Origin of the sequence: Nodularia sp. LEGE 04288 (assembly GCF_963896525.1) — a bacterium.
GTDB lineage: Bacteria > Cyanobacteriota > Cyanobacteriia > Cyanobacteriales > Nostocaceae > Nodularia.
On record NZ_CAWQOY010000138.1, the window covers coordinates 59,783 to 85,642 of the forward strand.

At 41.2% G+C, this 25,860-nt stretch carries 21 protein-coding genes and 1 pseudogene; 10 read left to right on the forward strand and 12 right to left on the reverse strand.

Going from position 1 to position 25,860, the window contains the following annotated elements; translation table 11 throughout:
- The first annotated feature begins 214 nt into the window (after nucleotides 1-214).
- The 3 genes from AACX33_RS19470 (at nucleotide 215) to AACX33_RS19480 (ending at nucleotide 5,324) form a co-directional block, all read left to right on the forward strand.
- A complete protein-coding gene (locus AACX33_RS19470; protein WP_227788751.1) occupies nucleotides 215-2,827 on the forward strand; it encodes a DEAD/DEAH box helicase in 2,613 nt (870 codons plus the stop codon).
- Between the two features lie 489 nt (nucleotides 2,828-3,316).
- Nucleotides 3,317-4,441, forward strand: a complete 1,125-nt coding sequence (locus AACX33_RS19475) for an iron-containing redox enzyme family protein (RefSeq protein WP_227788752.1) — start codon at nucleotides 3,317-3,319, stop codon at nucleotides 4,439-4,441.
- Nucleotides 4,442-4,628: 187 nt separating this feature from the next.
- Complete coding sequence (locus tag AACX33_RS19480; RefSeq protein WP_227788753.1) at nucleotides 4,629-5,324, forward strand: SAM-dependent methyltransferase; 696 nt, start codon at nucleotides 4,629-4,631, stop codon at nucleotides 5,322-5,324.
- 76 nt (nucleotides 5,325-5,400) lie between these two features.
- Here the strand turns inward: AACX33_RS19480 and AACX33_RS19485 are convergent, their stop codons facing one another.
- Nucleotides 5,401-5,763, reverse strand: a complete 363-nt coding sequence (locus tag AACX33_RS19485) for a hypothetical protein (RefSeq protein WP_227788754.1) — start codon at nucleotides 5,761-5,763, stop codon at nucleotides 5,401-5,403.
- Nucleotides 5,760-6,086 (reverse strand): DUF5674 family protein, encoded by a 327-nt coding sequence (locus AACX33_RS19490; protein WP_227788755.1) that lies wholly within the window; start codon nucleotides 6,084-6,086, stop codon nucleotides 5,760-5,762. Before AACX33_RS19490 ends, AACX33_RS19485 begins: the two co-directional genes overlap by 4 nt.
- A 77-nt stretch (nucleotides 6,087-6,163) precedes the next feature.
- Here AACX33_RS19490 and AACX33_RS19495 point away from each other — a divergent pair, with 77 nt between their 5' ends.
- Nucleotides 6,164-6,820 carry a hypothetical protein gene (locus AACX33_RS19495; protein WP_227788756.1) on the forward strand — a complete coding sequence of 219 codons (657 nt, stop codon included), beginning with the start codon at nucleotides 6,164-6,166 and terminating at the stop codon, nucleotides 6,818-6,820.
- 32 nt (nucleotides 6,821-6,852) lie between these two features.
- Here the strand turns inward: AACX33_RS19495 and AACX33_RS19500 are convergent, their stop codons facing one another.
- A complete protein-coding gene (locus AACX33_RS19500) occupies nucleotides 6,853-8,724 on the reverse strand; it encodes a type IV secretory system conjugative DNA transfer family protein (RefSeq protein ID WP_339407017.1) in 1,872 nt (623 codons plus the stop codon).
- Between the two features lie 177 nt (nucleotides 8,725-8,901).
- Between AACX33_RS19500 and AACX33_RS19505 the strand changes: the two genes are divergently transcribed.
- Nucleotides 8,902-9,987, forward strand: a complete 1,086-nt coding sequence (locus AACX33_RS19505) for a DUF5895 domain-containing protein (RefSeq protein ID WP_227788758.1) — start codon at nucleotides 8,902-8,904, stop codon at nucleotides 9,985-9,987.
- 228 nt (nucleotides 9,988-10,215) lie between these two features.
- On the opposite strand, the gene AACX33_RS19510 is transcribed toward AACX33_RS19505, so the two are convergent.
- The 3 genes from AACX33_RS19510 to AACX33_RS19520 form a co-directional block, all read right to left on the reverse strand.
- Nucleotides 10,216-10,944 carry a hypothetical protein gene (locus AACX33_RS19510; protein WP_227788759.1) on the reverse strand — a complete coding sequence of 243 codons (729 nt, stop codon included), beginning with the start codon at nucleotides 10,942-10,944 and terminating at the stop codon, nucleotides 10,216-10,218.
- Nucleotides 10,945-10,978: 34 nt separating this feature from the next.
- Nucleotides 10,979-12,943, reverse strand: coding sequence for a M23 family peptidase (locus AACX33_RS19515; RefSeq protein ID WP_227788760.1), 1,965 nt, complete (start codon nucleotides 12,941-12,943; stop codon nucleotides 10,979-10,981).
- Nucleotides 12,944-13,197: 254 nt separating this feature from the next.
- Nucleotides 13,198-13,506 (reverse strand): hypothetical protein, encoded by a 309-nt coding sequence (locus AACX33_RS19520; RefSeq protein WP_227788761.1) that lies wholly within the window; start codon nucleotides 13,504-13,506, stop codon nucleotides 13,198-13,200.
- Between the two features lie 128 nt (nucleotides 13,507-13,634).
- On the opposite strand from AACX33_RS19520, the gene AACX33_RS19525 reads away from it, so the two are divergent.
- The 4 genes from AACX33_RS19525 (at nucleotide 13,635) to AACX33_RS19540 (ending at nucleotide 17,566) form a co-directional block, all read left to right on the forward strand.
- Nucleotides 13,635-14,327, forward strand: coding sequence for a hypothetical protein (locus AACX33_RS19525; protein WP_227788762.1), 693 nt, complete (start codon nucleotides 13,635-13,637; stop codon nucleotides 14,325-14,327).
- A 166-nt stretch (nucleotides 14,328-14,493) separates the two neighbouring features.
- Nucleotides 14,494-15,024 (forward strand): hypothetical protein, encoded by a 531-nt coding sequence (locus tag AACX33_RS19530; protein WP_227788763.1) that lies wholly within the window; start codon nucleotides 14,494-14,496, stop codon nucleotides 15,022-15,024.
- Nucleotides 15,025-15,204: 180 nt separating this feature from the next.
- Complete coding sequence (locus AACX33_RS19535) at nucleotides 15,205-16,953, forward strand: bifunctional 3'-5' exonuclease/DNA polymerase (RefSeq protein ID WP_227788764.1); 1,749 nt, start codon at nucleotides 15,205-15,207, stop codon at nucleotides 16,951-16,953.
- A 397-nt stretch (nucleotides 16,954-17,350) separates the two neighbouring features.
- Nucleotides 17,351-17,566 carry a hypothetical protein gene (locus AACX33_RS19540; RefSeq protein WP_227788765.1) on the forward strand — a complete coding sequence of 72 codons (216 nt, stop codon included), beginning with the start codon at nucleotides 17,351-17,353 and terminating at the stop codon, nucleotides 17,564-17,566.
- Nucleotides 17,567-17,661: 95 nt separating this feature from the next.
- On the opposite strand, the gene AACX33_RS19545 is transcribed toward AACX33_RS19540, so the two are convergent.
- Nucleotides 17,662-18,225: a hypothetical protein gene (locus AACX33_RS19545; protein ID WP_227788766.1), complete on the reverse strand. Its 564-nt coding sequence runs from the start codon at nucleotides 18,223-18,225 to the stop codon at nucleotides 17,662-17,664.
- A gap of 184 nt (nucleotides 18,226-18,409) precedes the next feature.
- Between AACX33_RS19545 and AACX33_RS19550 the strand changes: the two genes are divergently transcribed.
- Entirely contained in the window at nucleotides 18,410-20,158 is a 1,749-nt protein-coding gene (locus tag AACX33_RS19550; RefSeq protein WP_227788767.1) for an asparagine synthetase B family protein, read from the forward strand.
- 4 nt (nucleotides 20,159-20,162) lie between these two features.
- Here AACX33_RS19550 and AACX33_RS19555 read toward each other — a convergent pair whose 3' ends face one another.
- From AACX33_RS19555 to AACX33_RS19575, 5 genes and pseudogenes are all read right to left on the reverse strand, one after another.
- Nucleotides 20,163-21,542, reverse strand: coding sequence for a hypothetical protein (locus AACX33_RS19555; protein ID WP_227788768.1), 1,380 nt, complete (start codon nucleotides 21,540-21,542; stop codon nucleotides 20,163-20,165).
- A gap of 356 nt (nucleotides 21,543-21,898) precedes the next feature.
- Entirely contained in the window at nucleotides 21,899-23,152 is a 1,254-nt protein-coding gene (locus AACX33_RS19560) for a diaminopimelate decarboxylase family protein (RefSeq protein ID WP_227788769.1), read from the reverse strand.
- Nucleotides 23,140-24,960: an asparagine synthetase B family protein gene (locus tag AACX33_RS19565; protein ID WP_227788770.1), complete on the reverse strand. Its 1,821-nt coding sequence runs from the start codon at nucleotides 24,958-24,960 to the stop codon at nucleotides 23,140-23,142. The genes AACX33_RS19560 and AACX33_RS19565 overlap by 13 nt, the downstream gene beginning before the upstream one ends.
- 1 nt (nucleotide 24,961) lies before the next feature.
- On the reverse strand, nucleotides 24,962-25,585 hold the full coding sequence (locus AACX33_RS19570; protein ID WP_227788771.1) for a DUF3859 domain-containing protein: 624 nt from the start codon (nucleotides 25,583-25,585) through the stop codon (nucleotides 24,962-24,964).
- 45 nt (nucleotides 25,586-25,630) lie between these two features.
- A pseudogene (locus tag AACX33_RS19575) lies at nucleotides 25,631-25,756 on the reverse strand (alternative ribosome rescue aminoacyl-tRNA hydrolase ArfB); the annotation flags it as partial.
- Nucleotides 25,757-25,860 lie beyond the last annotated feature (104 nt).

The window sequence follows — 25,860 nt, forward strand, 5'->3', positions numbered from 1 at the left end:
CTTGTGGGATGAGCATCTTGCCCGTCCAAATTGTGCAAAATGCTCAACAGCTTATCAACGGAGAAATAAGTTTTATATATCACACTAAACATTGAGTATTATTATGTTTCAATAAAATCACTTAGGTTCGCAACAGTTGTAAAATATACTATATTAATTCAGCACTACTCCCCCACTGGGGGATTTTTTAGGGCAATGTTCAAAAAACACCGCCATGAACACGCCCAATTACAATGCCTTGCTGCAAAGCCTTTGGACACCACCTACCACACCCATCACAGAAAATTCCCACTCAAATCACCATCTGACTGAACCAACAGATATTGCCGAATTTCTAGGTGAAGATTTACTCTGGCAACAAACAATTCCCGCCACAGAACCTGATCTCAAAAATATCCCCAATGACCTACCAAAGCAATTAATTACAGCCCTGCAATCATTAGGAATTAACCAACTCTACTCTCACCAACTAAAAACTCTACGCGCCATTAGACAAGGTAAAAGTTTAATTCTCACCTCTCCCACAGCCAGTGGTAAAACCCTCAGCACATACCCCGGCATTATCGAAGGTTGCATCAATCAAGAACACCGCGCCTTAGCATTTTATGGACTGCGAGCCTTAGCACTAGACCAATGCCATAAAATCTCGCAACTACTCTCCAGCATACCCACAAAATCTCGACCAGTCATGGCAATGCTCACCGGAGATGTCAAATCAGAAAAACGAGAACAAATCCTCAAAAGTGAACCGCATATATTAGGTGTAACTCCCGAATTAATCCACTTTCAACTCAAGCAAACCTGGAAATCTGCACCTTGGGCAAACTTTTATCAGCGACTGCGCTATATATTGATTGACGAAGCCCATACCCTTGCCGGCAGCTATGGCGCAAATATGACATGGCTAATGCGGCGCATCAAACTAGCCGTAGACCATTACGGTGGTGACTCCCAGAAACTGCAATTTATTTTCCTCAGCGCCACTTGTGGTAATCCTAAACAACTAGCACTGAAAATCTCCGGCTTAAAACCCACTAAACTCAACCCCAAACCCCTGATTTGGATTCGCAAAAGTGGAGCTGCTGCACCACCCAGACAAGTAATTGTCACTCAACCTAGTTATAATTTAACAGCCGACACTGCGGGAATCATTCACTTTTTACACAATCAAGGTAAGTCAGGTATCGCCTTTTGTAACTCTCGCCGCAGTGTCCGGGAAGTCACAGAACTGTTAAAATCCCACCAAGTAGCCGCATTTTACAGTGGCATCACCTCTGAGCGTCGGGCAGAAGTAGTTAACCAACTCCAGTCAGGTATAATTAAATGGATTATTGCCACAGAAGCATTAGAAGCGGGAATTGACTTACCAGAACTAGAATGTTGTGTATTACGGGGCTGGCCAGGCTCCAAAATGGCCTATCAGCAACGCAGTGGTCGAGCCGGACGTTCTCAGCCTGGAATCACCCTGCTGCTTCCCAACGCCCTCAATCCCATTGACTGCTACGTAGCAGAACATCCAGAAATGCTGGTATCTGGAGAAGTGGAAGAAGTATTCTTTAATGACCAATATCCCATCTTTGCAGCCAAGCATTTGATGTGTGCAGCCGCAGAAACAGGCATCCCCACCCACAAAATCAAACACTATTTTGGCACAACCGCTTTCGATGTCGCAAAACTTTTGTTAGCCCAAGGACATCTGAATAAAGGTCGCAATGGCTTGTGGGCTAAAGGATATCCCCATAAAGACGTGAATTTTCGGGGTGGTTTATCTCAAACTACCATCAAGTTAGTAGATGCCACATCTGGGGAAGAACTAGAGGAAATCTCCGCAGACATTGCTCACCGTGAAGTTCATCCCCAAGCCATCTACAAACGACAAGATGCTCATGGACAAATGCTGACTTATCAGTGCATTTCCCTCGACCTCAACAGTAAACGAGCCATATTAAAACAGACAGCAGATAGCCCACTTTTTACCGTTGCAGGTACAGAATCACAAACCAGTAGCCTGACGGTGCTAACTGACCCAGTAAAATTACCATTGCTGTTTTCTCCAAATTGTGAAATCGATGACTGTCAAGCATACTTAACCCTGGAACTGAGTTTTGGTGAAGTTAAGCACATTACCAGTGGTTACAATTTAATGACGCAAATTTATGAGCAGACTTGTTTGAATAAGCGGTGTCTTAACTACAAAGAACCCCTACCGCAACACCAGCGTTGTCCCCTTTGTCACAAACTCACCCGCAAAGCTGTGATTGTGAAAACCCTGTCTGAAGAAAAGTTTGAGCAGCCTTTTCTCACCCAGTTTTCCGCCCCAATGGTGAAAGTAACGATGAATTCAAGGGCGCGGGAATACATCCAGCAATTTGCTAAAACAACCAGAACCCGTCTGACTCGCAGTGGAGAACCGATTCCCCCTGGTTATCAACAGTTGTGGGAATATTCGAGTATTTTGATTGCTATCCACAGCTTTGGGCATCAAATTATGAGAGCTTTGCAGCTAGTGGCTAGAGTTGACCCCAAACAGGTAAATTTTACGGTGGTGCAGGAAATCGGGGAAAATCACAATTACACGGGTTATTTCTATGATACCAGTGATGGCGGCAATGGTGCGGCGGAAGCGGTGTTTAAACATCTGCCAAAACTGGCTGATGCGGCTGGGGTCATAGCACGAGATTGTCATTGTGATCCTGGTTGTGCTAAGTGCCTAATTCAACATGGCTGTCCTGATGGAAATACTGCTTTATTGAAGCAAATGGGTTTAGTGCTATTGGATGCCATAACCTCCGGTCGGTCGGAGACCATCGCCTCCGGTGGGGCGTAGCATCGTCGCTACACCAAATGTTCAACACAAAATCGCGTTGCTCCCGCTCAAATTCCAGATTTTATTGTTCTAGATAATCAATTACTGCCTCCAAGTCTGCAATTGCCCGATTCAATCGATTCAGCATTGCTTCTGCTACTTCTGGCTGGGCGTAGGTAGGTATGCTAATTTTTGCCAGTTTTGCCCGACATTATCAAGGCTCTTATTTTGGCTAATACCAATTTCATATAAAGACGCATAGAAAGAACCCCTCCCTAACCCTCCGGTGCAAGCGAGGAGGGAACCGGATTTTTTTGGTGTAGGGGGGTCAAAATAATATGCAGTCTCACAAATAATTGGTATAAGGTATTGATGTCTAAACTTAATTTTTCTTTATAACCAGAGAAAGAGGTACATAAAGCTACAAATATGTACCTTTGTATATTAAAGATGAAACTAGTCTGACCTGTAGTCAAAGTCATCTAATATTCCCTACAAAGCAGTTTATTTATGTTCTCTAAATCTGGGATTGTAGAAAAAAGTCCGCCAACAAAAGAAAGAAAAATTACCATATATAACCGTGCTGAACAGCAATTTATCGAACTGCTGGCTACAGAGAATTTAGACAACATTCTGGAGGTAAAAGCGGCAAAAGTAAACGAATTTGAACGGATACTCTGGACAGCAATTCGTGCTGCTTATCAAAACGAATGTGATGATTGGCAAGCTCATCTTTTTCTCCAGAGGATACTTTATCGAATAAATCGGCTCAAGCTATTTTGGTATGATGATTTGCGACATTACACCAATGAGCGCTCACTTTACTTATGCTCATGCCGTAACCAAATTGAAGCTGCTTGGCAAAATTGGGAACTGGCGCAAATCAATGTGATGGTATTACAACAATTGAACGTTAAACAAGCTTTAATTGAGCGCGCATCTGCTGATTTAGACCCCTCACTCTCAGAAGATAGTCGCTATATCCGAGAACAGATGACTGAAGCTGGTTATCGCCACTTGCTCAAGATTGCTTCTTTTGACGGTTTAGTGGAAGGTAGTCGTCTTGCTAGAATTTTAGGTGGTGCGGCTAATGAAATACAGTGTACCCTTGTACGGGTACTCTTGGAAGAATATGGCAATGGTCGCTTATCCCGCAAGCACTCCACATTTTTTGCTCAAATGCTGGCTGAGTTTGAGATGAATTGTGAACCAGAGGGGTACTTTGATTTAGTACCGTGGGAAGTTTTAGCTTGTGCTAATCATAACTTTTTACTGACTGAGCGCAAACGCGATTTTTTACGTTATGCCGGTGGGTTAACTTATTTTGAAGTTGCCGGACCTGGGGGTTACAGAAATTATCTAGCAGCAGCCCAAAGACTAAGATTTTCAGAAGCAGCTATGGGTTATTGGGAACTGCACATCAGAGAAGATGAACGCCACGGACAGTGGATGTTGGATGATGTGGCTTTGCCTTTAGCCGAACTATATCCCAATGATGCTTGGGAACTGATACTGGGGTACGACCAAGAAAAATTAATGAGCGATCGCGCGGCTAAAGCTATTCTGCAATCAATACACCAAGCAGAATCAACAGCTATACCCAAATGTTTCGACTGCGCTCAACATAAAGGATAAATTACCCAAAACTGCACGTCATTTTTTGGCATTTTTAAGTAAGCATATCTGCCTGATCTAAATAAAATGTTTGCGAGTATTTTACATTTTATTACATATTATTTAGATTCATTTTAGCTTACTTACTTAGGAATAGAAACTAATTAGTTTCTATGCAGATTATACACTGTTTTTGAACTCAATTCACATGAAAGATATCTTTTTTTGTCCTGAAGAATCTAATTTTTACTCAAACTGCTTAGAAACCTTTGTTCTAAACAATTGTAGGAATTCTGAGTCTATCGTGGAATTTGGCTCAGGAGATGGCAGCCCCATGATCAATTCATTACTTAAAAATAAATTTGATGCGGTCATACATGGATTTGAATTAAATACCTTGGCATGGAAATTGGCAAATTCCAAAATTGATGAATATAATCTCGCTCATAAATATATAATTTCTAATTCATGTTTATTTAATTCTTCTCAACCCAAAGCTGAATATCTTGTAGCAAATCCACCTTATCTTCCTGCGCCAGATCCAGACATTTATATGCCGCTATTATTTGGAGGCGTAGATGGAGCCACAGTTACCAATAATCTTTTATCACTAGGATATAAAAATGTCCTAGTTTTAGTATCTAGTTTTTCTAATCCCACAAGTACAATTAAAATAGCCGCAAAAAATCATTACTTCGTGCAAAACTTTATGGTTTTACCTTTAAAGTTTGGTTACTATAGTTCAGAGCCAAAAGTAAAAAAATATATAGATAGCTTACGTCAAAAGAAAATGGCATTTTGTTCTGAGAATCATTATTTTTTAGCTGGAGTTCTTTTTAGAAATTCCCAAGAATCTACAATTAACTTATCTAATGAACTAGCCCAAGTAATGACGAGTTTGTAAAACTTAATTTTTTGTTTCAGCAAGGTCGTAATTTTGTGGAAAGAACTCGGTTTCTTAATTTTGGATCAAGTCGAGCTTAGAATTGTTGTACAGCAGGTAATTTTGACATTTGCAAAACACTATCTGACCAAGTACCAAGTTCTTGAATCATCTGGTTTTTAACTTTTGTGTCATTCCAGGCTTGTTCCCAGTTAAACAGCCAACGTGTGAGAAACCTTCCTAAGTTTGCTAACTCAAAAGCATTGTCAATATCTATATCTGGGGCTATCCACTCAATAAAATACATAGTCTCTCTCATCAAGCTTTTGACCACATCCTCATGGGTAGATTCACTGTAAGAAGACTGAATCCGTGCTAAATTATTTGCCAATTTTCCCAATCTAATAGGGATACTATCTTTGACAAAGGTTTCTTGCTCATAAGTTAAGCCACTATTCATCCCAGAAACTCCATAATAATTTGGGTAACTTGTTCTCTAATTTTAACGTCGATAATTTCCATTGAACGATTCTGACGGGGACGGAGATTAACCATCGACTCATAAATTATCCGTTGTGTATCAGGACGGAAACTAGCAGCCCAAATATCCTTCTGCTCACTGCCATATTCTAGCAACGCCTGTTCACAATAAAAATGCATTTCACCTCCCCCAGCCAGAATCCGATGCTCAATATCTACCGCTACCTTGATATAAAACTTTAACTCTTGTAGCATCTGCTCAATTTGCTCCGGTGTAGCACGAACTCTAATAATCTCAATCAAATAACCTCCTCCGATTAATCACAGTAATTAATTTGCAGCTTACCGCTGCGTGGGAGAGATGTAATTTTATCTCCACCATGCCAGTAATTAATCTTGCTGATATTCAACAACTTACTAAAACTCAACAACAAATCTTATTACCCAATCAAAAATATCAGCCAAATCGCTCTGGTTTTGACCCGATAATTGCAGATAACTTCCATTTGCTGATGAAACAATTCTTTTTAGGATTGCCTGTAGAACCTTTATTAAATGCCCATCCTCAAATTGCTCAGTGGCTGACTCAAATACAGGAACTTGCACCAGAACTTTTTCAAACTCGTAAGAAGTTATTAGTCGATAACCCAGTCATTGCACCTCTGGCAATTCAGAGCGATAATTATTATATTCAAGTTATCACAAATATAGCCTTTAAACAAGGTATTCCCAGAGTTTATGAATGGGCTGTGCGTCATCCTCAGTTAAGCTGGCAAGACCGGGTAAAGTTGTGGACTACGGCTAGACAATACTCAGTTATTCCTAACCAAATGCAACTGGTTATTTTAGCAGTACATCCTGTTAAGCCACCCCAAAGATTAGATATACCCTGGAAGCAAAAGCAGCATAGGCAGACAGAGCGATGGTTAATTAAATTACTCAGTCAAACTCAAGACAATAATTTAACATCAAATCAAGCCAATCAGCAATTATCATCAATGGTAAATTTAGACGATATTTCTGAAATTATCATTTAAAAAAATCCGCAAAATTCCCCCTCTTCTCAGTTCTATCCTTGTAATCCTGGTGTTTGATAAACTCGTGGGGGAAAATTCTCCAAAACATCAGGTTCGCTATCATCAGATTCCGGTGCAGGTGCGACATCTTCATCTGGTAATGGCAACATTCGCCCGGCTGCTTCAATTCGTTCATACAGTGCTTGTGTCAGCATTTTCAGATCAGGAATTGTCATCTGATTTGACAAAGCAGGTTTAACTTGTTTCTCCCAAAGAGTTTCACTTTCGGCGGCTCTTTTTTTATCAGCTTTGGACACGGGAATAATTAAAGGATAGGGAATAGAAGCTTGTCCGCCGGCACTATAACCAGGACTGGTAATTACGCATTTACCTTGCGGAAATTTCAATATTTCATCAGCACTGATTACAGGCATTTTTTGTAAGTTCTCAGAGAAGCTAATTGAACGGCTCATTTGTCCGCCAAGCGATCGCCCCGTGGTACGATTTTTAATCAGCACTTCTTTCTCACCGTAGCGTTTGGAGTAATCCTCAGCCGTTTTGTAGTTACCAGGGTTAAATAAAACATGAGTACTACAAGCTGAGGCGATCGCACTCCCCATTTTATCGCCATAAATATCGTAAAGTTGTTCTAAACTTTGGATACCCAAGATAAAACAAGCACCATTGGAACGATACTCATTAATCCACTGTGGTAATCTGTCTAATTTGATAGATGGTAACTCATCTAAAGAAATAATCAACGGGTCTTTGCGGGGACGGCTCAAATTACCAACAATCATTAAGTGCATGGCAACTGCCAACAGCGGCCCCACCACACTGCGGCGTTCATCATCCAACTTAAACACCACCATTTCTCTACCTGACAGCTGAGTGGGAATATCCGATTTACCGATAAATGCCCGTAGCAAATCAGCTTGAATAAAAGATGAGAAAGTCCCTGCGGCTGTGGTCAAAATTCCCGAAATAGTCTTTTCGGCATCCTTAGCACTCAAAAATTGAATAAATGAAGTTGCGACCCACTCATCCAACCTTTGAGACTGTACCGCATAATCAAGACGTTGCACCAATTTCGGCAACCGCAGCACAGCGTACAGCATCGCCATATCTGGGTAAGCTGAACCCTTAACTAACTGCAACAGTGCCTTAGCTAACAAGTCCCCAGCTTTTGCAAAGAACTCATCACTTTTACCCCCACTGGCAGCATTGCGGTTAATCACTTGGCCAATTTCCCCTGCCATCACCCCATCGCGGGCATCACGCATATAATCCAAAGGATTGATGACACCGCTAAATGGTTCACCAGGGGCAAATACACGCACCTTGTAACCATAACGTGCTGCTAAGGGTGCATGGAGTCGTAGCTGGTCTCCCTTTTTATCGTAGAGGATAATCGGGAAACCTTGCTGCATGGAGCTTTCCAGCATCCTGTCGATAGTAGAGTAGGTTTTACCTGACCCAGGCGCACCTATTACCAGTGTTCCCCGTTCAGCATTGGGAAACCAAACTGTCGGTGCTGCACCCAGGATAATTTGTAAATTAGCCATTAACCCCCGTGTTTTGCCTTTAGCCCAATAGCGAGGCGTACCAGACCACAGAGTCACTTTATTGTGTTGATGCTGCTTGATTTGCTGGAGTGCTAAATTAGTTGCTGCTAGTTTCTCGCTGATACCGCAGACTTTACCAGTAGTGATTTTACCTTGACCAGTACCACTGATTTGTAAGAACAGTAAAACAAACAGCATTCCACCGATCATCATCCAACCTTGGGGATTATTATATTCTTGAAGTAACTGGCCAAAGTCGATACTGGCTAGGGGTGCTGGGTAAGGTGACACCTCAATTAATGTCGAGTTAGCAGTAATATAGCTGTCTAGTAGATACTTCTGGTAAAGGTTCATAGTCATGAAAAATACGTTTACCAGAAATTTTAGCTACCAAGTCAAAGCTAGGTAATTGACCTGATGGACATTTTTTTAGGGATTTCACTTAGCTACAATTGCCTGATAAATAACTAAATTTTGAGGCTAACGCCTCATACCTTGGACAATCATTATTTATGTAGTTCAATGGTGAAATCCAAAGTGACAAACAACTCTAATCGCCCCCATCAATCAACTGCCAAAAACACCGCTTCTAAACCTAAAACTCCCAGAACGAGAACCACTGATACCGAAGCTTCCACCTTTGAAGAAACAGACTTTGAAATTGACCCAGAACTCTTCGATGATCACTATAACCAAGTTCGCAAACCGATTCTTCCCTATGGTATTGTCGTTAACGATAAACCTGCGGGACTTTTGATTCCAGAAGACCAGTTAGAAAAGGCTGGTTGGCTGGATATCCCGGAAGAAGACGATTTAACTACTGTCACCTTGACTGAAGATGTTACCGGACTATTAATTACTGAAGCCAAGGTACTGGTTTTAGGTTTTGCACCAGAGTATATCCGTTATAAATCAGATGTTGAAGATGTGGGTGGTTCCTTTGTGGGGCTTTATGACGATTATAAACATAGCCTTGACAAGAAAACAATGGATGTCTGTTCTGAACACGCATTGATATTTCTGGATGACAATAATCAACCATTACACACTAATCCTGTGGTTGTTCGTTTCAAAAATGTTGCTCTTTGGAGTTTTAAGTCAGTACGTGAAGAATTTTATCGGTCATTAGAGAAGACCTTTGCTGACTATTTCCAAGTCCCATTTAGTGGTAAAAGTGATAGATGGCGGAGTTTAGGCGTGCTGGAACTTGAGTTCAAAGCAGTTAAAGAAGGTGAAGGCAAGAATAAACATAACTGTTGTAAAACTGTAGATTACACGAAACCCACAGTTGAAAATCTGCCACAACTTTATTTGGGTACACCCACAGCTAAAGCTTTAATTTGGCAACAGCATGATGCCATCGCTGGTTTTAACGAATTGCAATCTCTGCCATCTTTACCCGGCGAATCGGTGTCTGTAGACGTGGAAGTGTTGCAACCAAACAAGACTAGCAAGAATAGAAACAAAACTCAAAATGTGCGTAAATCCAAACCAGCAACCAAGCCACCTCGCAAAATACAAGTAATTGACCATGAAGATGATGACTTCCTGGATGAACTCGACGATTTAGCAGCTGAATTAGACGATGATGACTTTGAATTTCAGGAAGATGATGAAGAATAACTTAATGCAATTATATTGCCTGTGTTGAATCAAAAAATCTGTCGTAGTCAGAAAACTAGGGCAGATTTTACCTGACAGAAAAGATATACTTGCCAAAGTGGGATGCTCCCGACGCTAACGAGACGCTTTAGCGATACGTTTTTTCTTAATTTTGGATCAGTCCTGTCCTTAACTGAACCATATTCAGTTAAATAGGGGTCAAATCAATGCAAAAAAAAGGTCAACCTATTAACTTTGAGAACTCTTAGCAGGAGCAAAAAGTTGACTATTAGCAAGTGTATAGCTATCATTATTGAAACAATAATTTAATTGCCGCAGTTGGTTTTGTGCTGTTTGCAGTACCTGAATACATGGTAATGCCCTTCCTCGGTTTTCTCCCACTGCCAACAACTGACTTCCTGGTGGTAAATTGGGCGAAAAATAACGCAATAATACCTGAATTATTGGTTGATTTTGTCTGAACCAGTAACCAACATACAAACAACCCAACTTCCCGCAAACATCTGGAGTGTTGAAGTCAAAAACTGTCAACTTGCCGTCTTTTCCGGTAACACTCCAAGCTCGTATATTTTTAGCAGCAGCTTGGGGATTTAACTGGGTATTTTCTACAATTACTTGTGACAATACAGAAGCAGGTACAACATTCACAGCTGGATTCCAAGTAACGGTTGCCGCATTTACGCTACAGCCTCCTAAACCCATCAACACAGAAAGCAGTAAAAAGATACTTAAACCAACACGAAACCAATATACCCAGTAACGTATCCTCATGGAAGGTTTTGGTAATTGATCACCAGTGGTATGCACTGTTTGAGATTGTTGAATCAAGGCAGAATCAAGAGTTTTTGTCTCTTCTGCTGTAGCTTGCCCCAAGTGTGTTTTTGAATACAACTTAGTCTCAGGTATTTGGTTGATCTCATGGGGTGAAACAATGGAAGGTTTAGCTAAATTTGTCATCAGTATTCCCTCTTGTTTTCAGGATTGCTTGAGTTTAATTAAATGCAAATCGCTGTCCACTGGGGACACAGGTGAGGGTTTGACTGTGGTCATGGCTGTGGCGATAACTAGCTAAAGCCGTTTTGCCGTAATCTTTCAGGCTAAGACGACCAAAAGCATCAGAACCGCTTCCATCAATTAAACTGTAATTACCACCAAAATGCTTTTGAGCTACTCGCTCAATTAGGCGATCGCCGGAGGCGGGGCTTTGCCCATCGCCAGTAAAATGCTCCCCGGTAGTGGGGTCAATTTCAGCTTGAGTTACCTGGATTTTATCAGCCATATCAGCCAGAAATGCCTGTTCTTGGTCAGCCATCGGAAAGAACTGAAACAGTTCCGCCTCTGTAGGTTTATACCCTTGCTCGACTCGACTCAGAAACTCTTGTCCTCCTGGTTTGGCAACAATTAACTCCACTGCATAGGGGTTATAACTCATGAACTGGTAACGACCAAGAGCGCGACCACAATTTAAACCCTGATCCGCACAAGTATACACACCGATAGCTTTGTCATCTCCACTACCAGCACTTTCAATTTTCGCAATGGCATTTCCCAGCGATCGCAGATTGATCCCATCCCCTGATTGACTGCTCATTGAGCCATGCGGACTGGTGAAATTGCAAGGATTCATTTGATTTGTCGCTGTCCCATTTTCAGCAGAATTACTACTCACCTGTGTTTTTGCACCCGTTGGTATAGAAGTCGTCTGGGAACTCGACTGACTCCCACTGTCCAAATTGCCGACAAACATCAAAGCATTGACCTTGTAACTGAAAAAAGGAATTGGCCCAATAAAGTAAGGTGTACAGCCCATCTGCCAAGCACAAAAGCGCAAGAACAAAGCTGTATCTACCGTATCTGTAGTTTCATCAGGTTCCATCACCACTACTTTAAAAGCTTTCCCAAAAGGTAGCCTTCCTGTTGGTTCCCGACCGTTGTTAACTGCCTTGAGGATACCCCATCCCCCTTCTACTTCCTGGTATTTACCGGAAATCCACTGCTTACCTTCGAGTAAACTGCGATCGCCACGACCTGCATTTTCTAAATCATCTAGTTCTAAATAAGCGCAGTCTCTTTGAGTACAAGGCACAGAAAACCCTTGCACGTCTGAGCCAGAAATTGTCCGGTTACGCCGATTTTCGGCTCGCCCATAGACTGCATCAATCCGCATGACCAAGTTACCAATTTTCGTGATCGGATTGGGCATCAATGCTAACGGTACTGCCCCCAAACCAGGGATATTTTTGACAAAACTGTTCATCCAATTGCTCAACTCTTTGATTTGGACTGCATCTACATTAGGAATGGCAGTGATCGGAAACTGTGATAAATCAATTTCTTCTAATTTCCTTTGTCCAACTTCATACTGTGTTAATACTTGAGCTAATGTTAAATTAGATGCAGCAATTCCCTGAGACTGTAGTAACTTGGTAACAGGTGTAATGTCTTTAACTGATGTCTGCGCTAATTCTGGAACAACTTCAGCTAAATGGCTCAATGTCTGCTCACCAATCAGGGGAAATTCACTCAAGGGTATTTTGTCTAAATCTATACTTTCAAAGTCGTCAGTGGTCTCTGTCCAGGTGCGAAGGGCGATTGCCTGCAAAGAAAACTCCTCTGCCTGGAAAGCTTCGCTGATATCTCCCAACTTCAAATACTGGTCAGGAGTCATACCCACATTCCAAGTGCGACTCAGGTCATAACCCAGAGCTTGGCTGTAGGGACTGCCATCAATTGCACCATATTGACCGATTCCCGGTAATTGGCTCAGAGAAATCCGGTTCCAGTCTGGCAGCAAAATTTTAGTTGCAGGCAATCGAGATTGCGGATTTGCCACCTCTACAATTTTAGTTGGTAAATTGCCATCATCAAATCTATTGTTTAAAGCTGGTGTCGCCACACCATAAATCATAAAACTAATGACAACCAGAATAAATATCCATGTTTTGGGGATGTTCATGATTCCGATTTTCCAACTTAAGAGTGATGCATAAAGCCCTTTGGAAATTTAAAATGCCAAACTCAATATGCACAAAGATTCGGTTTTTTTATTTTGAATTTTGCGTTGATAATTTTGAATTGATTTGACGTAAATCCAAAATCCAAAATTAAGTGACACCCCAATTAGCTCCCGTATTTGCGTGAACAAAAACTCTTGAACAAAAACTATATTTCTGGTTACTACTGGAGTGGAGATTTCCGCGAAAATATGATTCACAACTCTAGCTCTGGGGATGCTGACTGTTGATTTTTTAAAGACTTATAACCAGAACCAGAACTATATCCTGGCAACTTAGGATTGGGATGAGCCGCCGATTCTGTATAAGGTGTATCCCCAAAGTTTACTTCAAAGATATTCTCTTGATAACCATTCTGAAAATTATCTGTTACCCAAGGATTATCAGAATCTTCAGAAATTGATTGTTCCACACTGTCAGCTTCAGATTGATAACCACTACCAGTCTTACCAGAACCACTTGGCTCATCATCAAGTTGTTGGTTAATTGTCGGTTCGTTGTTCATTGGCATGACCTCAAAAATCTATCAATGCCAGCGTAAAAAGATTTATCAAGCATCTGCATCAACCAATTGGATATTAATTTTTTAGCCTATTGGCTATTTTTGGTGATGCGCTCATATCGAGATGACAAATGGAGCAAATAAATTTCATTCCGTCAGAAGTCATGGCAGAAATCAGTAATGGTAATAGTGCCAAACTGCCAACCAATACCTTAAAGTTGTTGCAAATTCTGGCAACCTTAGACACACCTAAAGAAATCTTGGCGTGCCTTTTAGAAATCGCTGAATTTTCCCGGCATCATGTTCGCTACCTTGCCGGTCCGTTAGTAATTCATCGCAGTCCTTGGAGTGATATGATTCCCCAGTGGCTAAGGTTTGCTTGTATTCAAGAGCGCTTAGAACTAATTTGCACTGAATACGAAAATAATCAAATTGGTGAATATGCTACAGCCGCAGAAGTTCTCACTTACATCATGCCTGCAACTTACGAAGCACCTTTACACAGAGACTATGCTGACCTTTATATTTGGCTAGGAAATGAGGTGTTAACCAAACATCATAAATTACCCAAAAATTGCCAGAGTTTTTATGAATCACTCGGTGATGCTGTGACACAGAATATGAGCAGTTATCCCACTGTTCATTTTAATCGGGTAAAAAATGAATTCAACTATCTGAGTAAATTAATTCGCCGCAGCGTTGTTCAACACGCAAAACAAGAAGGATGGGGTAAGCGTTTGATCAAGTCTAAATTAGACTCAACTGAAAATCCACCAAATCCTCAAACTTTCGCTAATTCAACTGTGCAAATTAGCTTGTTTTAAATTAGCGATTGGGGATGACCTTTTTTGAATTCAAAATGAAGAAGAAATAATTTTGAATTGTTTTGACTTCACGGCAGTACTAGTACCTCATCCCCAGTCTAATTTTATGTTCAATTTGAAGCAATTGCTTCTGGTTTTGTGAACAAATATTCTCAACCTAGAAACCATGAATACTCAACAAATTCAAGAAGTTTTAAATTACCTGCTCATTGGTATTACAGCCTTTGCTGCTATTGTGATTGTTGTTGATTTTATCTGTGGCTTAGTCCATTTATGGCATCAAGTTACACTCAACATTGAATCTTCTCTCAACAGATCAACTTCTGAGCAATTGCACGTTGAATCTAGTCCTCTTCAGGATTCTCTGAATGTGGACAATCCCCAGCCATCAACTAACAGTATTATATCAGAATCGTCACCGGAAACAGACAACTGTGTGAGCATTGATATAGCAAAAATTGATTTACGCACAGCTAGAAAAATTGCCAGTGCCATAAAAAAAGCTTCCCAACGAAATTCTGACTTAATTATCCCACAAAAAATCAATGGTAAAAGTGTGACCTTAGCTTGGTTGCAAGCCCAAATTCAGCATCGTTTAGAACTGGCACCCGAAATTGTCACAACTATTATTCAAGAGTTAGCTCCTACTGCTTTGATATCTGAGCGACTAAATCTTGACCATTCTAGCATGGCTTAAACAGATAAAAGTTAATTCAATTAAACAGATAAAGAGAGGAATATTCACTCTTTTTCACCTCTCTTTCATCCTTGTAACACCGGAATATTTTCAACTGAGTATATATATAAGCTATCGCTTCTTGGTGGCAAATTCCAAGTTAATTCATGATGGCTTGCAGAAATCAATACAAATCACCAGATGATTCATCCTCCAGAATATACTCTTGTTTCCCATGTTTCAACTCTTAATTCGGTTCTCCCACCTCTGTTGAAATCAGAAGTTTTAGCCATAGATTGTGAAACTACAGGACTTGACCCTTTAACTGACTCTATTAAACTGATGCAAATAGCTGTACCCAACCATCCGGTAGTGCTGATTGATTTACCAGCTATTCCTCAAAGCCATCGCTCACCTTTAAAAAAACTCCTTGGTAACTCGGCGCTCAAAATTGCTCATAATGCCAAATTTGACTGGCAATTTCTCACCCAAGCCCGACTTAAACCGAATGGGCGTTTCTTCGATACTCAACTTGCTTACCAAGTTTTGAATGCTGGAATCAAAACCAGTGCATCTTTACAAAATGTCACTGCTCAACTGTTGCATATTCAACTAGACAAAACCCAACAAATGAGCGATTGGCATCAACCGTTTACCCAAGCGCAATTGCGGTATGCTGCCTGGGATGCTGCTATATTGTTGCAACTTTACCCCATTTTACTGAAGAAATTAAAACAAGCGAAATTATTCAAAATCGCCCAACTAGAATTTCGCTGTATGCCCGTTGTGGCTCAAATGGAACTGAATGGAATGTTGTTTGACTTGTCCCAATGGCAGATATTGGGTGCCAAGTTAGAGGCTAAAAAAACCACAGCACTGCAACAGCTTAAACAACTACATCTGGCTGGTAATGCTCAAATGTCCCTACTACCAGAACTCACGGATACTATCAATCCTAATTCACCCCAGCAAGTTTTAGCTGCTCTCCAGGCTATGGGCATTGACCTCAAATCAACTAACCAAAAGGATTTAATTCCTTTAGCCCAGGAATATCCGGTGATTCAGGCACTTTTGGATTATCGCCACCTCTCCAAAATCACAACTACACTTACTGATAGCCTTCCTCAACACATTCACCCAAAAACAGGCAGAATTCACCCAAACTACTACCAATTAGGAGCTAGGTCTGGTAGATTCTCCTGTCGTCACCCACCGTTGCAAACTATTCCGCGTGATCCTGCGGCTCGAAATTGCTTTATTGCTGCACCAGGCTACCAAATTTTAACAGCTGATTATTCACAAATTGAGTTAAGGATTGTGGCTCGTCTTAGCGGTGATTCTAGAATGCGGCAAGCCTACCGTCAAGGTTCTGACTTGCATCGACTCACAGCCGCCCTGGTGACTGGTAAGCCTATCAGCCAAGTTACTCAAGAGGATCGCCGATTGGCTAAAGCTGTTAACTTCGGATTAATCTACGGTATGGGGGCTGCCAAACTTCGCATCTATGCCGAAATTAAATATGGGGTAACGATGACACTCGCAGCAGCAAAGGCTTTTAGAAAGCGGTTTTTTCATGCTTATTCTGGGGTGGCTGAGTGGCATGAAACTATCAAACGAGCTTATATCCGGGGGACTAAGGAAAGCCGTACCCTCGCTGGGAGAAGGCGCAAGTGGGCTTCGCAGCCCAGGTTAGCAGAAATGCTTAATCATCCTGTGCAAGGTCTAAATGCTGATATTAACAAATTGGCTATGGCTAAACTTTTCCAACCATTGGCTGAGACTAATGCCAAGTTGATTTGCATTGTCCATGATGAAATTATACTGGAATGTCCAGAGACTATGATTGACCAAGTTAGCCATATTTTACACAATTGTATGGTGGCTGCTGCCCAAAAGTTTCTCTCCCCTATTCCCGTTGTTATCGATATTAAGGCATCAAATACCTGGTGATTACATCAGTGAACAGTGAACAGTTATCAGTTATCAAGCCCGCCACCAACGCCTACCACTAATCGGCTTTCAATTAACGTCGATATAGTGGGGGACGAAAACTACCCACATTGACCTTTTTTGAATTGATAATGCGCGAATTGTTTAGTGGCGATTACCCTACGCCAAGCAAGCTACAAGCTACCACTAATTGTCTTTAATTTTGAATTAATTGATAATGCGCGAATTTTGAATTTATTTGACTGGTAACTGTTAAAAAGCTCAGATGCTTTCTTAACAGTCTGCTTACGCAGATTTAGAGTAAATCAAGATTTTATAGCCTCATTTAAGCTAAATCTTGGTGCTGTCACAGCAAGAGATTACATAGTGATTTTACAGCATTTTTAAGGAGTATAATATGACTTATTCTGAGCAATTAAAACCTTGGTGTATTGTCCGATATCTTCCCAACCAAGAAAATATTGTTGTACAAAGATTTCGCCGACGTGATGATGCTGTTGCTTATCTGCTCGTTTTGAAGCAGTCAGGCAGAGATATTGCTTTTCAAATCATTTTTCAGACTCAAAACGTCAAGATACCACGCCAAAATGAAGCTGCCTTCTTCAAGAGATAATCCCCAATTATTGCGGATTAAACAACTGTGCAGCAAGTCTCATTTGTAAATTTGAAAGCGTAACGCACACTGCTTGCAGTTAGCGGCGAGAGTTGTCACTTAATCGGATGAAAGAGTCCATCGTCACCAAATCGCCACCCAACAGAACCAGGATCTTTCGACCTGCACCATCTTTCAAAATCCTTAGAACTCTGATTGTTTCGTTCCCGCTCTAAAGTAGCCAAATCGATACCCAATCTTTTAGCCAGATTTACCCCCTGATACGCTTGCAGTTCTAACTGCGGTGGATGATATTGGTAGGACTGCCTTCTTTGAGGTGTTGCAGAACGCTGTCCAAGTAAAGAAATAGCTCCTTCAATTTGTGCCAACCTCAAAGATATGGCTTCTGTCTTTTGCTCCAACAGTGAAAGTCTTTGTTTTGAACTATCTTCTACACCAGCATCTTGTCCATTGGCCATTTGAGTCAAAAAGGCTTCGATTTGGTGTAGACGAGTTTCTACACTTGCCTCTGTACCAGGAACTTGTCCCAGCATATGATGCAAGCCTTGAATCACTAAATCTGTAGCCGTAGTTTTACGTTCTCGTGCAGCTGTGCGGAGTGCATTGGTGAGGGTTTTGGGGAGTTTGAAGTTAATTGATTCGCGTTCTGTGTTAGCCATCTCTATACGACGTATATACCCTGGTACAGAGAGTTTAACGCATTGACTGGAGACAAAGCTACTGATGTTGGGGTATTTTCTTAGAGGATAGCGATGGCAGGGAATGCAGTGCCGGAGTGAGGCATTCAGATTGCGTGAATCCAGCAATGGCTTAAAATCAATTATTATGCTTTAAAAATTACCTATGCTATTTGATATCTTTAAAAGCCGTAAATCTTCTCAAAAGTTATTCATCAATACTAACCCGACTTGGCGTGTAGCTTGGGGAGAAGTTGATGCAAGTTATAAAGATATAGCTTGGCGAGATGAAAAATTTGTGGTGATCTTACCACGCACAGCTTCTGGATTTCTCAGCGAAAAATTAGCAATCAGTCCGGGAAAACAATTTATTATTGTTGGTGATATTTGGTTAACGAACCAAATACAGTTGCTAGAACTGTTGGGAATTGCACCAGATAGCTTTAGAGGAAATGATCTCCAACTATTTGCCAATCTTTGGGAAAGATGGGGTTTTGAATGTCTGAAGCAACTTGTGGGAATGTTCGCACTAGTAGTTTGGGATCGGGAAAAACAGGTTTTGCAGTTGATTCGCGATCGCATCGGTAGCCGGACTCTCTATTACACTACCACTGGTGGGGTGCGTTGGATTGCGCCTCAATTGAGAACTTTATCACCTTATCGTTCCTCTGATGTGGACTTGGTGGCTTTGCGCGATTACCTTTGTTGTGCCTTTGTCCCCGGAGAAAGAACCCTTTGGCAAGACGTGCGAGAACTGCGACCTGGAACTGTTTTACAATTTCCTCACGAGAAAGTGCAAGCTTATTGGCAGTTGCAAGAACAGATTACAGCCATAGATCAACCTTTAGTATGGCATGGCGCTCGCTTGCGAGAACTGCTAGACCAAGTTATTCAAGAATATCTACCACCACCAAACGAACCTGTAGGGGTTTTTCTTTCCGGTGGTTTAGACTCTAGCGCCATCACTGCTTTAGCGGCAAAATTTCATCATTCCCCAGTCCACACCTTCTCAATTCATTTTGGCTCGGAATGTCCCAATGAGTTAGAATTTTCCAGTCTCGTCGCCACTCATTGCCAAACCCAGCACCACATTTTAGAAATTACTTTTGCGGATATGTGGGAACGTTTACCCCAAACAATGGCCTATTTAGATGACCCCATTGGCGACCCACTCACTATTCCTAATCTTTTGCTAGGAAGACTAGCGCGAGAAAGCGTACAAGTAGTTTTAAATGGTGAGGGTGGCGACCCCTGTTTTGGTGGCCCAAAAAACCAGCCAATGCTGATTAATAGTTTATATAATTCTGTCACCAATCAAGATACATTACAAGCTTATTTAATTTCTTTTCAAAAGTGCGCTGCTGACTTACCACAACTTTTAAAACCAGAAGTTTTGACCGCAATAAAAACAGCACCTTGGGTTTTTCAAGAAGATTTAGATTCCCCAGCCAGCTATCTGAATCGTTTAATGGCAATGAACATTAAATTTAAAGGTGCTGACCAAATTCTCACTAAAGTCAGTAACTTGACTCAAGCGGCTGATTTGCAAGGTCGTTCTCCTTTATTTGATCAACGAATCGTAGATTTAAGTATGCAAATTCCTCCTGAGTACAAGGTTTCGGGAGTGCAAGAAAAAGCAGTTTTAAAACAGGCGATCGCCGATATTTTGCCAGCCGCAATTATTCATCGCCCTAAAAGTGGGATGATGGTTCCCGTCCAGTTAGGATTTCGTAAATATTGGCAAAAACAAGCCAGAGATTTATTACTGAATCGCAATGCAGCCATCGCGCCTTATTTTAATCAATTACCAATTCGCAACTGGTTAAACTATGAAGGTGATACTTGGAGTCGTTATGGTATCAAATTGTGGTTACTTGTGAGTTTAGAAATTTGGTTGCAAGTAAACCGAAAATAAACAATTAACCAAAGGTTTGGAGCATATACATAGAATTGGAACTTCCCGAATCATCAACTAAAAGCAAATTGCTGTCACCATGATTTAAACTTTGACTATTAACGATACCGCGATGCAAAATTTGCATCAATTTTCGAGGACTAAAAGATTCTAATTCTACAAAATTACCAGCTTCCAGCCATGCTAATTCTTCAGCCGATAAACTCTGACGAACTTCCCCAGGTAACTCCTTAGCTGTTTGCGCCGAATTACCAGAAGATTGAATAAACATTCCCCGCTTCGCAGCCATAATCTGACGTGGTAATAATCCCAGATCAATAATTGCAACGTTGCTGTCCTGGAACCAATTAGGACTAGTACTGATATGGTGAACCAAACCAACGCCTTGGGGACTACAATCATGGAAGCTATAGACTTTCAAGTAAGGATTGCGGCGTAACATTTGCATTGTAGTGTCAAAAATGCTTTCAGGATATCCAGTAATACTAAGAATTGCACAGTTATTTTCAAAGTGGAAATTATTCGCAATTAATAGTTGAGCAATAGCTGCACTATCGCAAACTACTAACCTATCAAAACTGTAAGCTGTGACATCAGGATTAATTGCTACAGGTGCAATTTGCTGACGCGGGGAAGGAAGAATTTTGAGAATTGAGCCATTGATTTGTTGCCAACGATTTAACCAATCTTGAAATTGAGACTGAGAAAATAAAAATTCCTGCCGAACTAGAGATTGGTTTAACTGTTTAAATCCTAAGTAAATCGACAACATCCCTAAAAGAACATAGATGGCAAATACAACAAATGAATTGAATATAACTACACTGGCATAAATTCCGCCAATCAGAATAATAAATCCTATCAAACACAAAACTTTAGCATTTTGCTTGCGTTGATTATGGTTAACTTTACTTGATTGGGTATAAATTTTGTAAATAAACCATATTTGGACACATATGTTAACAATTATAAAGGTCGTTTCTATAGGTAATCCAATTAATGGTAACAGCCATGAGCCTATAAAGATATAAGATAAATATCCGATCAAACTTGTAAGCCATATACCCAATAGATAAGATAAATATCCGATACCAATTGTCAGCCATATACAATCAAAACAATAGGAATATAACCATCGCCAACCCACTTTCTTATAACCAGTAACACGATTATTTAAAATATAAAATAACTGTTTAGGAGTAAAAAACAAAGTGTTATTCGCGGAAATGTCAGCAATAGCCTTCCCAAAAAATGGGTCAGTAATCTTAACATTACCCATGCTCGTCGGTTCAAAGACAAAGGGATGTTGACATTTAATACACCGACCGCGATTATTTCTTCTGGCTTTGAGTTTATTATCAGTTCCGCATTTAATACATTTCATATCGTTAATTTTTCCTGGTTGTTAACTCTCGAAATCTTGCTCCTGGGTAAGGCTTTGGGGCATATTTACTTTTAATTTACCCTGACCAGAAGAGGCAGGGGAGCAGGGAGCAAGGGAGCAAGGGAGAAGGATTTTTAATTCACCTGCCAACAGGGATACAAGCCCCTGCATTTATGTATGCCAAACATCAAAATATTTATTATGCCTACGGCACGCTGCGCGAACGAGACGCGCAAGTGCGAGAAATAATGTGTCCTTTTCCCAATTAGGCATGGGGTTCTCCCCCCTGCACCCTGCCCCTTATCCTCTTACCTTTCATATAAACCGAAAACTTTGATAAATATCAAATGAGCAATTTATTTAATCACCTGATTTGCTAATAAAATACTGTAATCTTCCCGCCGACGAATTAAGCGATGTGTACCGTTTTTTAATAAAACTTCCGCAGGTTTAGTCCGATGTAAAAAGTGCGATGACATTGCATAACCATAAGCACCAACATCTAAAATAGCAATTATGTCACCAATTTCTAAAGCTGGCAATTGGCAATTTTTCCCTAAAAAATCCCGTGAATAAGTGGTATTACCACACACATCTGTGAGATGAGTTGCAGATTCTGATTCTTTCCACGCGACAATTTCTCGATAACCGCCATGTACTGAGGGGACAGAGAGATTAGCCACAGTCGTATCTACCCCAATCAGTTGTTTTTCTGACTGCCATTTTACGGAAACTACTTTAGCCAGTAGAGTACCACATCCCGCGATCGCAGCTCGTCCAGGTTCAATAACTAACTGAATATCTCTGCCTAAACGACTGATTTTATCACTCAAATCTGCACCAAAATTTTCCCAGTTAAAGGCTGCACCCTCATGATGATATGGATAGCCAAAACCACCACCAAAATCTAGATATTCCCAATCAGGTAAAAGTTGGGCTGTGGCTATAACTCGATCAATTACATTGGTAAAGGCGGTTGTCGCATTAGTACCTGTCCCTCGATAAAAATGCAACCCACTCAGTTTTAATCCTACTTGACGAGTCAGAGCCAGCGCATCAGCAAATTCTTCTACACGGACACCAATCCGGCTATCACCAGTAATTTCCGGTAAATTCAGACGTAAGCCTAGACGAGGAGCAAATGAGTCACTCAAAGATTTATAGACTTCGCAACAAAGTTGCAACTGCGAAATACTATCTAAATTGAGAGTTCCCACACCCCAATTTAAAACTTGTTCCATCTCGACACGATTTAAATTACTCCCACTGTAGACAATTTGCTCTGGTGAAAACCCTGCTTGTAATCCCAGATAAATATCTCCAGGAGTATTAGCATGAAGCCCCCAACCTGCGGCGTGAAAAATTTGCAGCAGTGCAATATTCCCATTGGTAACACTAGCAAAGCGAAATTGAGTCTGAGGATAATCAAAAGCTTCAGTGATGCGTGTGATGGTTTGATTTAAAATCTCACTTTGGTAAACGTAAAGAGGTGAATCGTAAGTATTTAGTAACTCTTGAGCCAGTGCTTGGGAAAAAGGAAGATAACTAGATGAGCAGTTTAATTCCTGACTGGTAACTTCTAACTCATAATTTGTTTTTAATCTCGCCATTGTTTCTGAAATCTCCATAGTTTTTGCGGTAGCCAAAATGGATGATCAAAAGATTCTTTACCCGATGCTTCACCAAACACATGAACTCGCCAAAGTTGCCACATAATCAGCAACCATAAAATTTCACCACTGCGACGACCTTGAATATTAGCACCCAATTCCCCACTAGCAATTTGTGCAGCCAGATGGGGAGAAAAGCGGTTTTCTAAACGTAGTTTACCAGGATTTAACCACTTGCCAACCTGATGCCAAAACTCATGCAAACACCAAGAGGTTAAAGGAACTCCCATCCCACGTTTTTGTCGCCAAACAATTTCTGAAGGTAATAAATTTTCTACGGCTCGCTTGAGGATATATTTCTCACAAGATCCGTTTAAACAAAGTTCTCCAGATAATTGAAACGTCCACTCAGCCAAGGGGATATCGCAGAAAGGCGATCGCACATATAACCCATGAGCCAACCCTAAAGCCGTGGCACGGGGATGTATATTTTGTGACCCTTTCAGCATCAAACTGGCACGACGCAACCGATGCAAAATGGCTGTACTATACTCAGGATCAAGTGCTGCTGCAATCCAATCTTCTGGATGTAAATTTTGGATCTGCTGATAAATATGTGGCTGGTAGATTTGAGCCTCGTAACCCCAAAGACGGTGAAAAGTGCGGAGATATTGTTGAAGAAAATTTTCTGGGCGCAAGGGATTTTGGCTTTGGTAAACCCCGGCGGCGATTAAAGGTTTATTCGTCCAACCTGCAAACAATTGGTCGCCACCTTCGCCGTTTAAAATCACTTTAGTATCTTGACTAGCCCTTTGTCCTAAAAGGAATAATGGCACTGTCACACCGTCGCCAAACGGCAAATCTAGCGCCTGTACAGTGGAAATTAGAGCCTTCTGAATTTGCTCAGGTTTGGCATCAACTTTTACCAAAGGAATTTGCAGATGTCGGGCGACCATTTCAGCATAGAGAGATTCGGAAATCCCGGCATTTCCAAAATCCAAGGTATAGCCAATCACCTTTATCCCTGCTTGCACCAGTAAGGCGGCGACAACCGCAGAATCTAATCCCCCAGAAAGAAAAACGCCTACAGGCTCATCTTTTAAGTCAGAAATTTGCCGTTGAATAGCTTGTTGCAGCAGAGTTTGTAGTTGTTTGACAGCCGTTGTTTCATCTTTTATTTGCACAGCTGCTTCACACCATTGTGATAAATGTTGAGAAATTGGTGCTGAAAGCCTTTGTGACTCAGACTGACTTTGCCAAACTAATTCTTCTCCCGCAGTCACTGCAAATATTTGATTTACTGGCGTGAAGGGATTGGGAACATAAGAAAAACAAGAATAACCGTATAAAGCCGGAATGTTAATTTCAGGATTTTCAATCACTGGTAACAGCAGTTGCAGACGAGATGCAAACCAAATCACTTGTCCTTGTTGCATCCAGTACAGAGGGACTTTGCCAAAGGGTTCTCGTCCTAAAATTAAGCGATTGCTTTGTTGTAATTTTACCCAAACATCAGGTAACAATGAACCATCAGAGTGCAAATAAGTCAAGATTCCCGATGCAGATATACCAGCGATTCGTTCTGGATGATGATTTGCCCAGGTTGATGCTTGTGGACAACCAATATGAGCAACATTCCAAATCGGGTATTTATTCTCGGATAGATCGAAATGACATAAGTCAAAGGTGATATGCAGCTTTTTGATGATATTTAGCTGTGCTTCTAACTCGCGTCGAGAACCATAACCCCAATAGCCAATAAATTGCTGGGGCTGATTGAGCTTTTCACCCGGCGCAATGTTTTTCATACTATTTTACTTCAAATTCTGTTTCACTCAGTTGGCGACCCTGGAGGAACATTTGTACCTTCCACCTACCTGGAGTTGAAGCAGAACCGATAGTGTAACGACAGTGAGTATTCCAAATGGATTTATCAATTTCACGGGTTTGATAGCGGTTTTGGTGGACAATTTCACCATTAGGGTTAATCCAATTACACCTTAAATCTAGCTTTTGACCCACAGGTGCATCTTTTAATGTGACACGGTAAAAAATTTCTGGGCTGTTCTGGCGGGTAATATTTCTCAGGTCAGCGCCATCATCTTGGGTCAGAGTGATGCGGTTACTTCCAGTGGAAACTCGCTCCAGAGTGGAATTATGCTGTTGAATAGTCAATATTGTCCCAGTAATGGCGATCGCCACCGCAGCAATCACCCCGATAGCAATTGTCCGATGACGTTTTTGCCGTACTTGCAAAACTTGCCGACGCTGCATTTGAACCAGCGCTTCATCTAGCAACTCTGGTGCTAAACCTAATTCTTGTAAAATTTGCTTGACTTCTTCGGGTGCAATTTCTGCTTCTCGACTTGCTTGCAGGTTTCCTACTTCCGCGATGATCTGCGTTAGTTGCTCTGTAGTTAGTTTCTGGGTCATGACCAAGCGCCACTCCTACATGAAAAAGCGGGTAGTGATGAAGCCGTCAACGCGGAAATGGATGTCCTTAGCAACCTTGTTAACGTTTTGACCGCCTCCTCCTTGAGAGCGAATCGCGCTCATTTTGATTTCGCTATCGGGGATGATAATTTTACGAGCAATTTGCAGCATAACTTATATATAACGTAGTGCGATGTCAAAAAGAAGGGTGTGGGGGGGTAGGGGGTAGTGAATTCGGCATTGGACGGAGCTTGAGTTTCTATTAAGTTTGGTCT

Coding starts and splice junctions, on each gene's coding strand:
- AACX33_RS19535 (WP_227788764.1), top strand. CDS start 15,205: ATGATTCATCCTCCAGAATATACTCTTGTTTCCCATGTTTCAACTCTT.
- AACX33_RS19495 (WP_227788756.1), top strand. CDS start 6,164: ATGCCAGTAATTAATCTTGCTGATATTCAACAACTTACTAAAACTCAA.
- AACX33_RS19510 (WP_227788759.1), bottom strand. CDS start 10,944: ATGACAAATTTAGCTAAACCTTCCATTGTTTCACCCCATGAGATCAAC.
- AACX33_RS19480 (WP_227788753.1), top strand. CDS start 4,629: ATGAAAGATATCTTTTTTTGTCCTGAAGAATCTAATTTTTACTCAAAC.
- AACX33_RS19500 (WP_339407017.1), bottom strand. CDS start 8,724: ATGACTATGAACCTTTACCAGAAGTATCTACTAGACAGCTATATTACT.
- AACX33_RS19545 (WP_227788766.1), bottom strand. CDS start 18,225: ATGGCTAACACAGAACGCGAATCAATTAACTTCAAACTCCCCAAAACC.
- AACX33_RS19565 (WP_227788770.1), bottom strand. CDS start 24,960: ATGAAAAACATTGCGCCGGGTGAAAAGCTCAATCAGCCCCAGCAATTT.
- AACX33_RS19470 (WP_227788751.1), top strand. CDS start 215: ATGAACACGCCCAATTACAATGCCTTGCTGCAAAGCCTTTGGACACCA.
- AACX33_RS19475 (WP_227788752.1), top strand. CDS start 3,317: ATGTTCTCTAAATCTGGGATTGTAGAAAAAAGTCCGCCAACAAAAGAA.
- AACX33_RS19540 (WP_227788765.1), top strand. CDS start 17,351: ATGACTTATTCTGAGCAATTAAAACCTTGGTGTATTGTCCGATATCTT.
- AACX33_RS19560 (WP_227788769.1), bottom strand. CDS start 23,152: ATGGCGAGATTAAAAACAAATTATGAGTTAGAAGTTACCAGTCAGGAA.
- AACX33_RS19515 (WP_227788760.1), bottom strand. CDS start 12,943: ATGAACATCCCCAAAACATGGATATTTATTCTGGTTGTCATTAGTTTT.
- AACX33_RS19555 (WP_227788768.1), bottom strand. CDS start 21,542: ATGAAATGTATTAAATGCGGAACTGATAATAAACTCAAAGCCAGAAGA.
- AACX33_RS19525 (WP_227788762.1), top strand. CDS start 13,635: ATGGAGCAAATAAATTTCATTCCGTCAGAAGTCATGGCAGAAATCAGT.
- AACX33_RS19530 (WP_227788763.1), top strand. CDS start 14,494: ATGAATACTCAACAAATTCAAGAAGTTTTAAATTACCTGCTCATTGGT.
- AACX33_RS19485 (WP_227788754.1), bottom strand. CDS start 5,763: ATGAATAGTGGCTTAACTTATGAGCAAGAAACCTTTGTCAAAGATAGT.
- AACX33_RS19520 (WP_227788761.1), bottom strand. CDS start 13,506: ATGAACAACGAACCGACAATTAACCAACAACTTGATGATGAGCCAAGT.
- AACX33_RS19570 (WP_227788771.1), bottom strand. CDS start 25,585: ATGACCCAGAAACTAACTACAGAGCAACTAACGCAGATCATCGCGGAA.
- AACX33_RS19550 (WP_227788767.1), top strand. CDS start 18,410: ATGCTATTTGATATCTTTAAAAGCCGTAAATCTTCTCAAAAGTTATTC.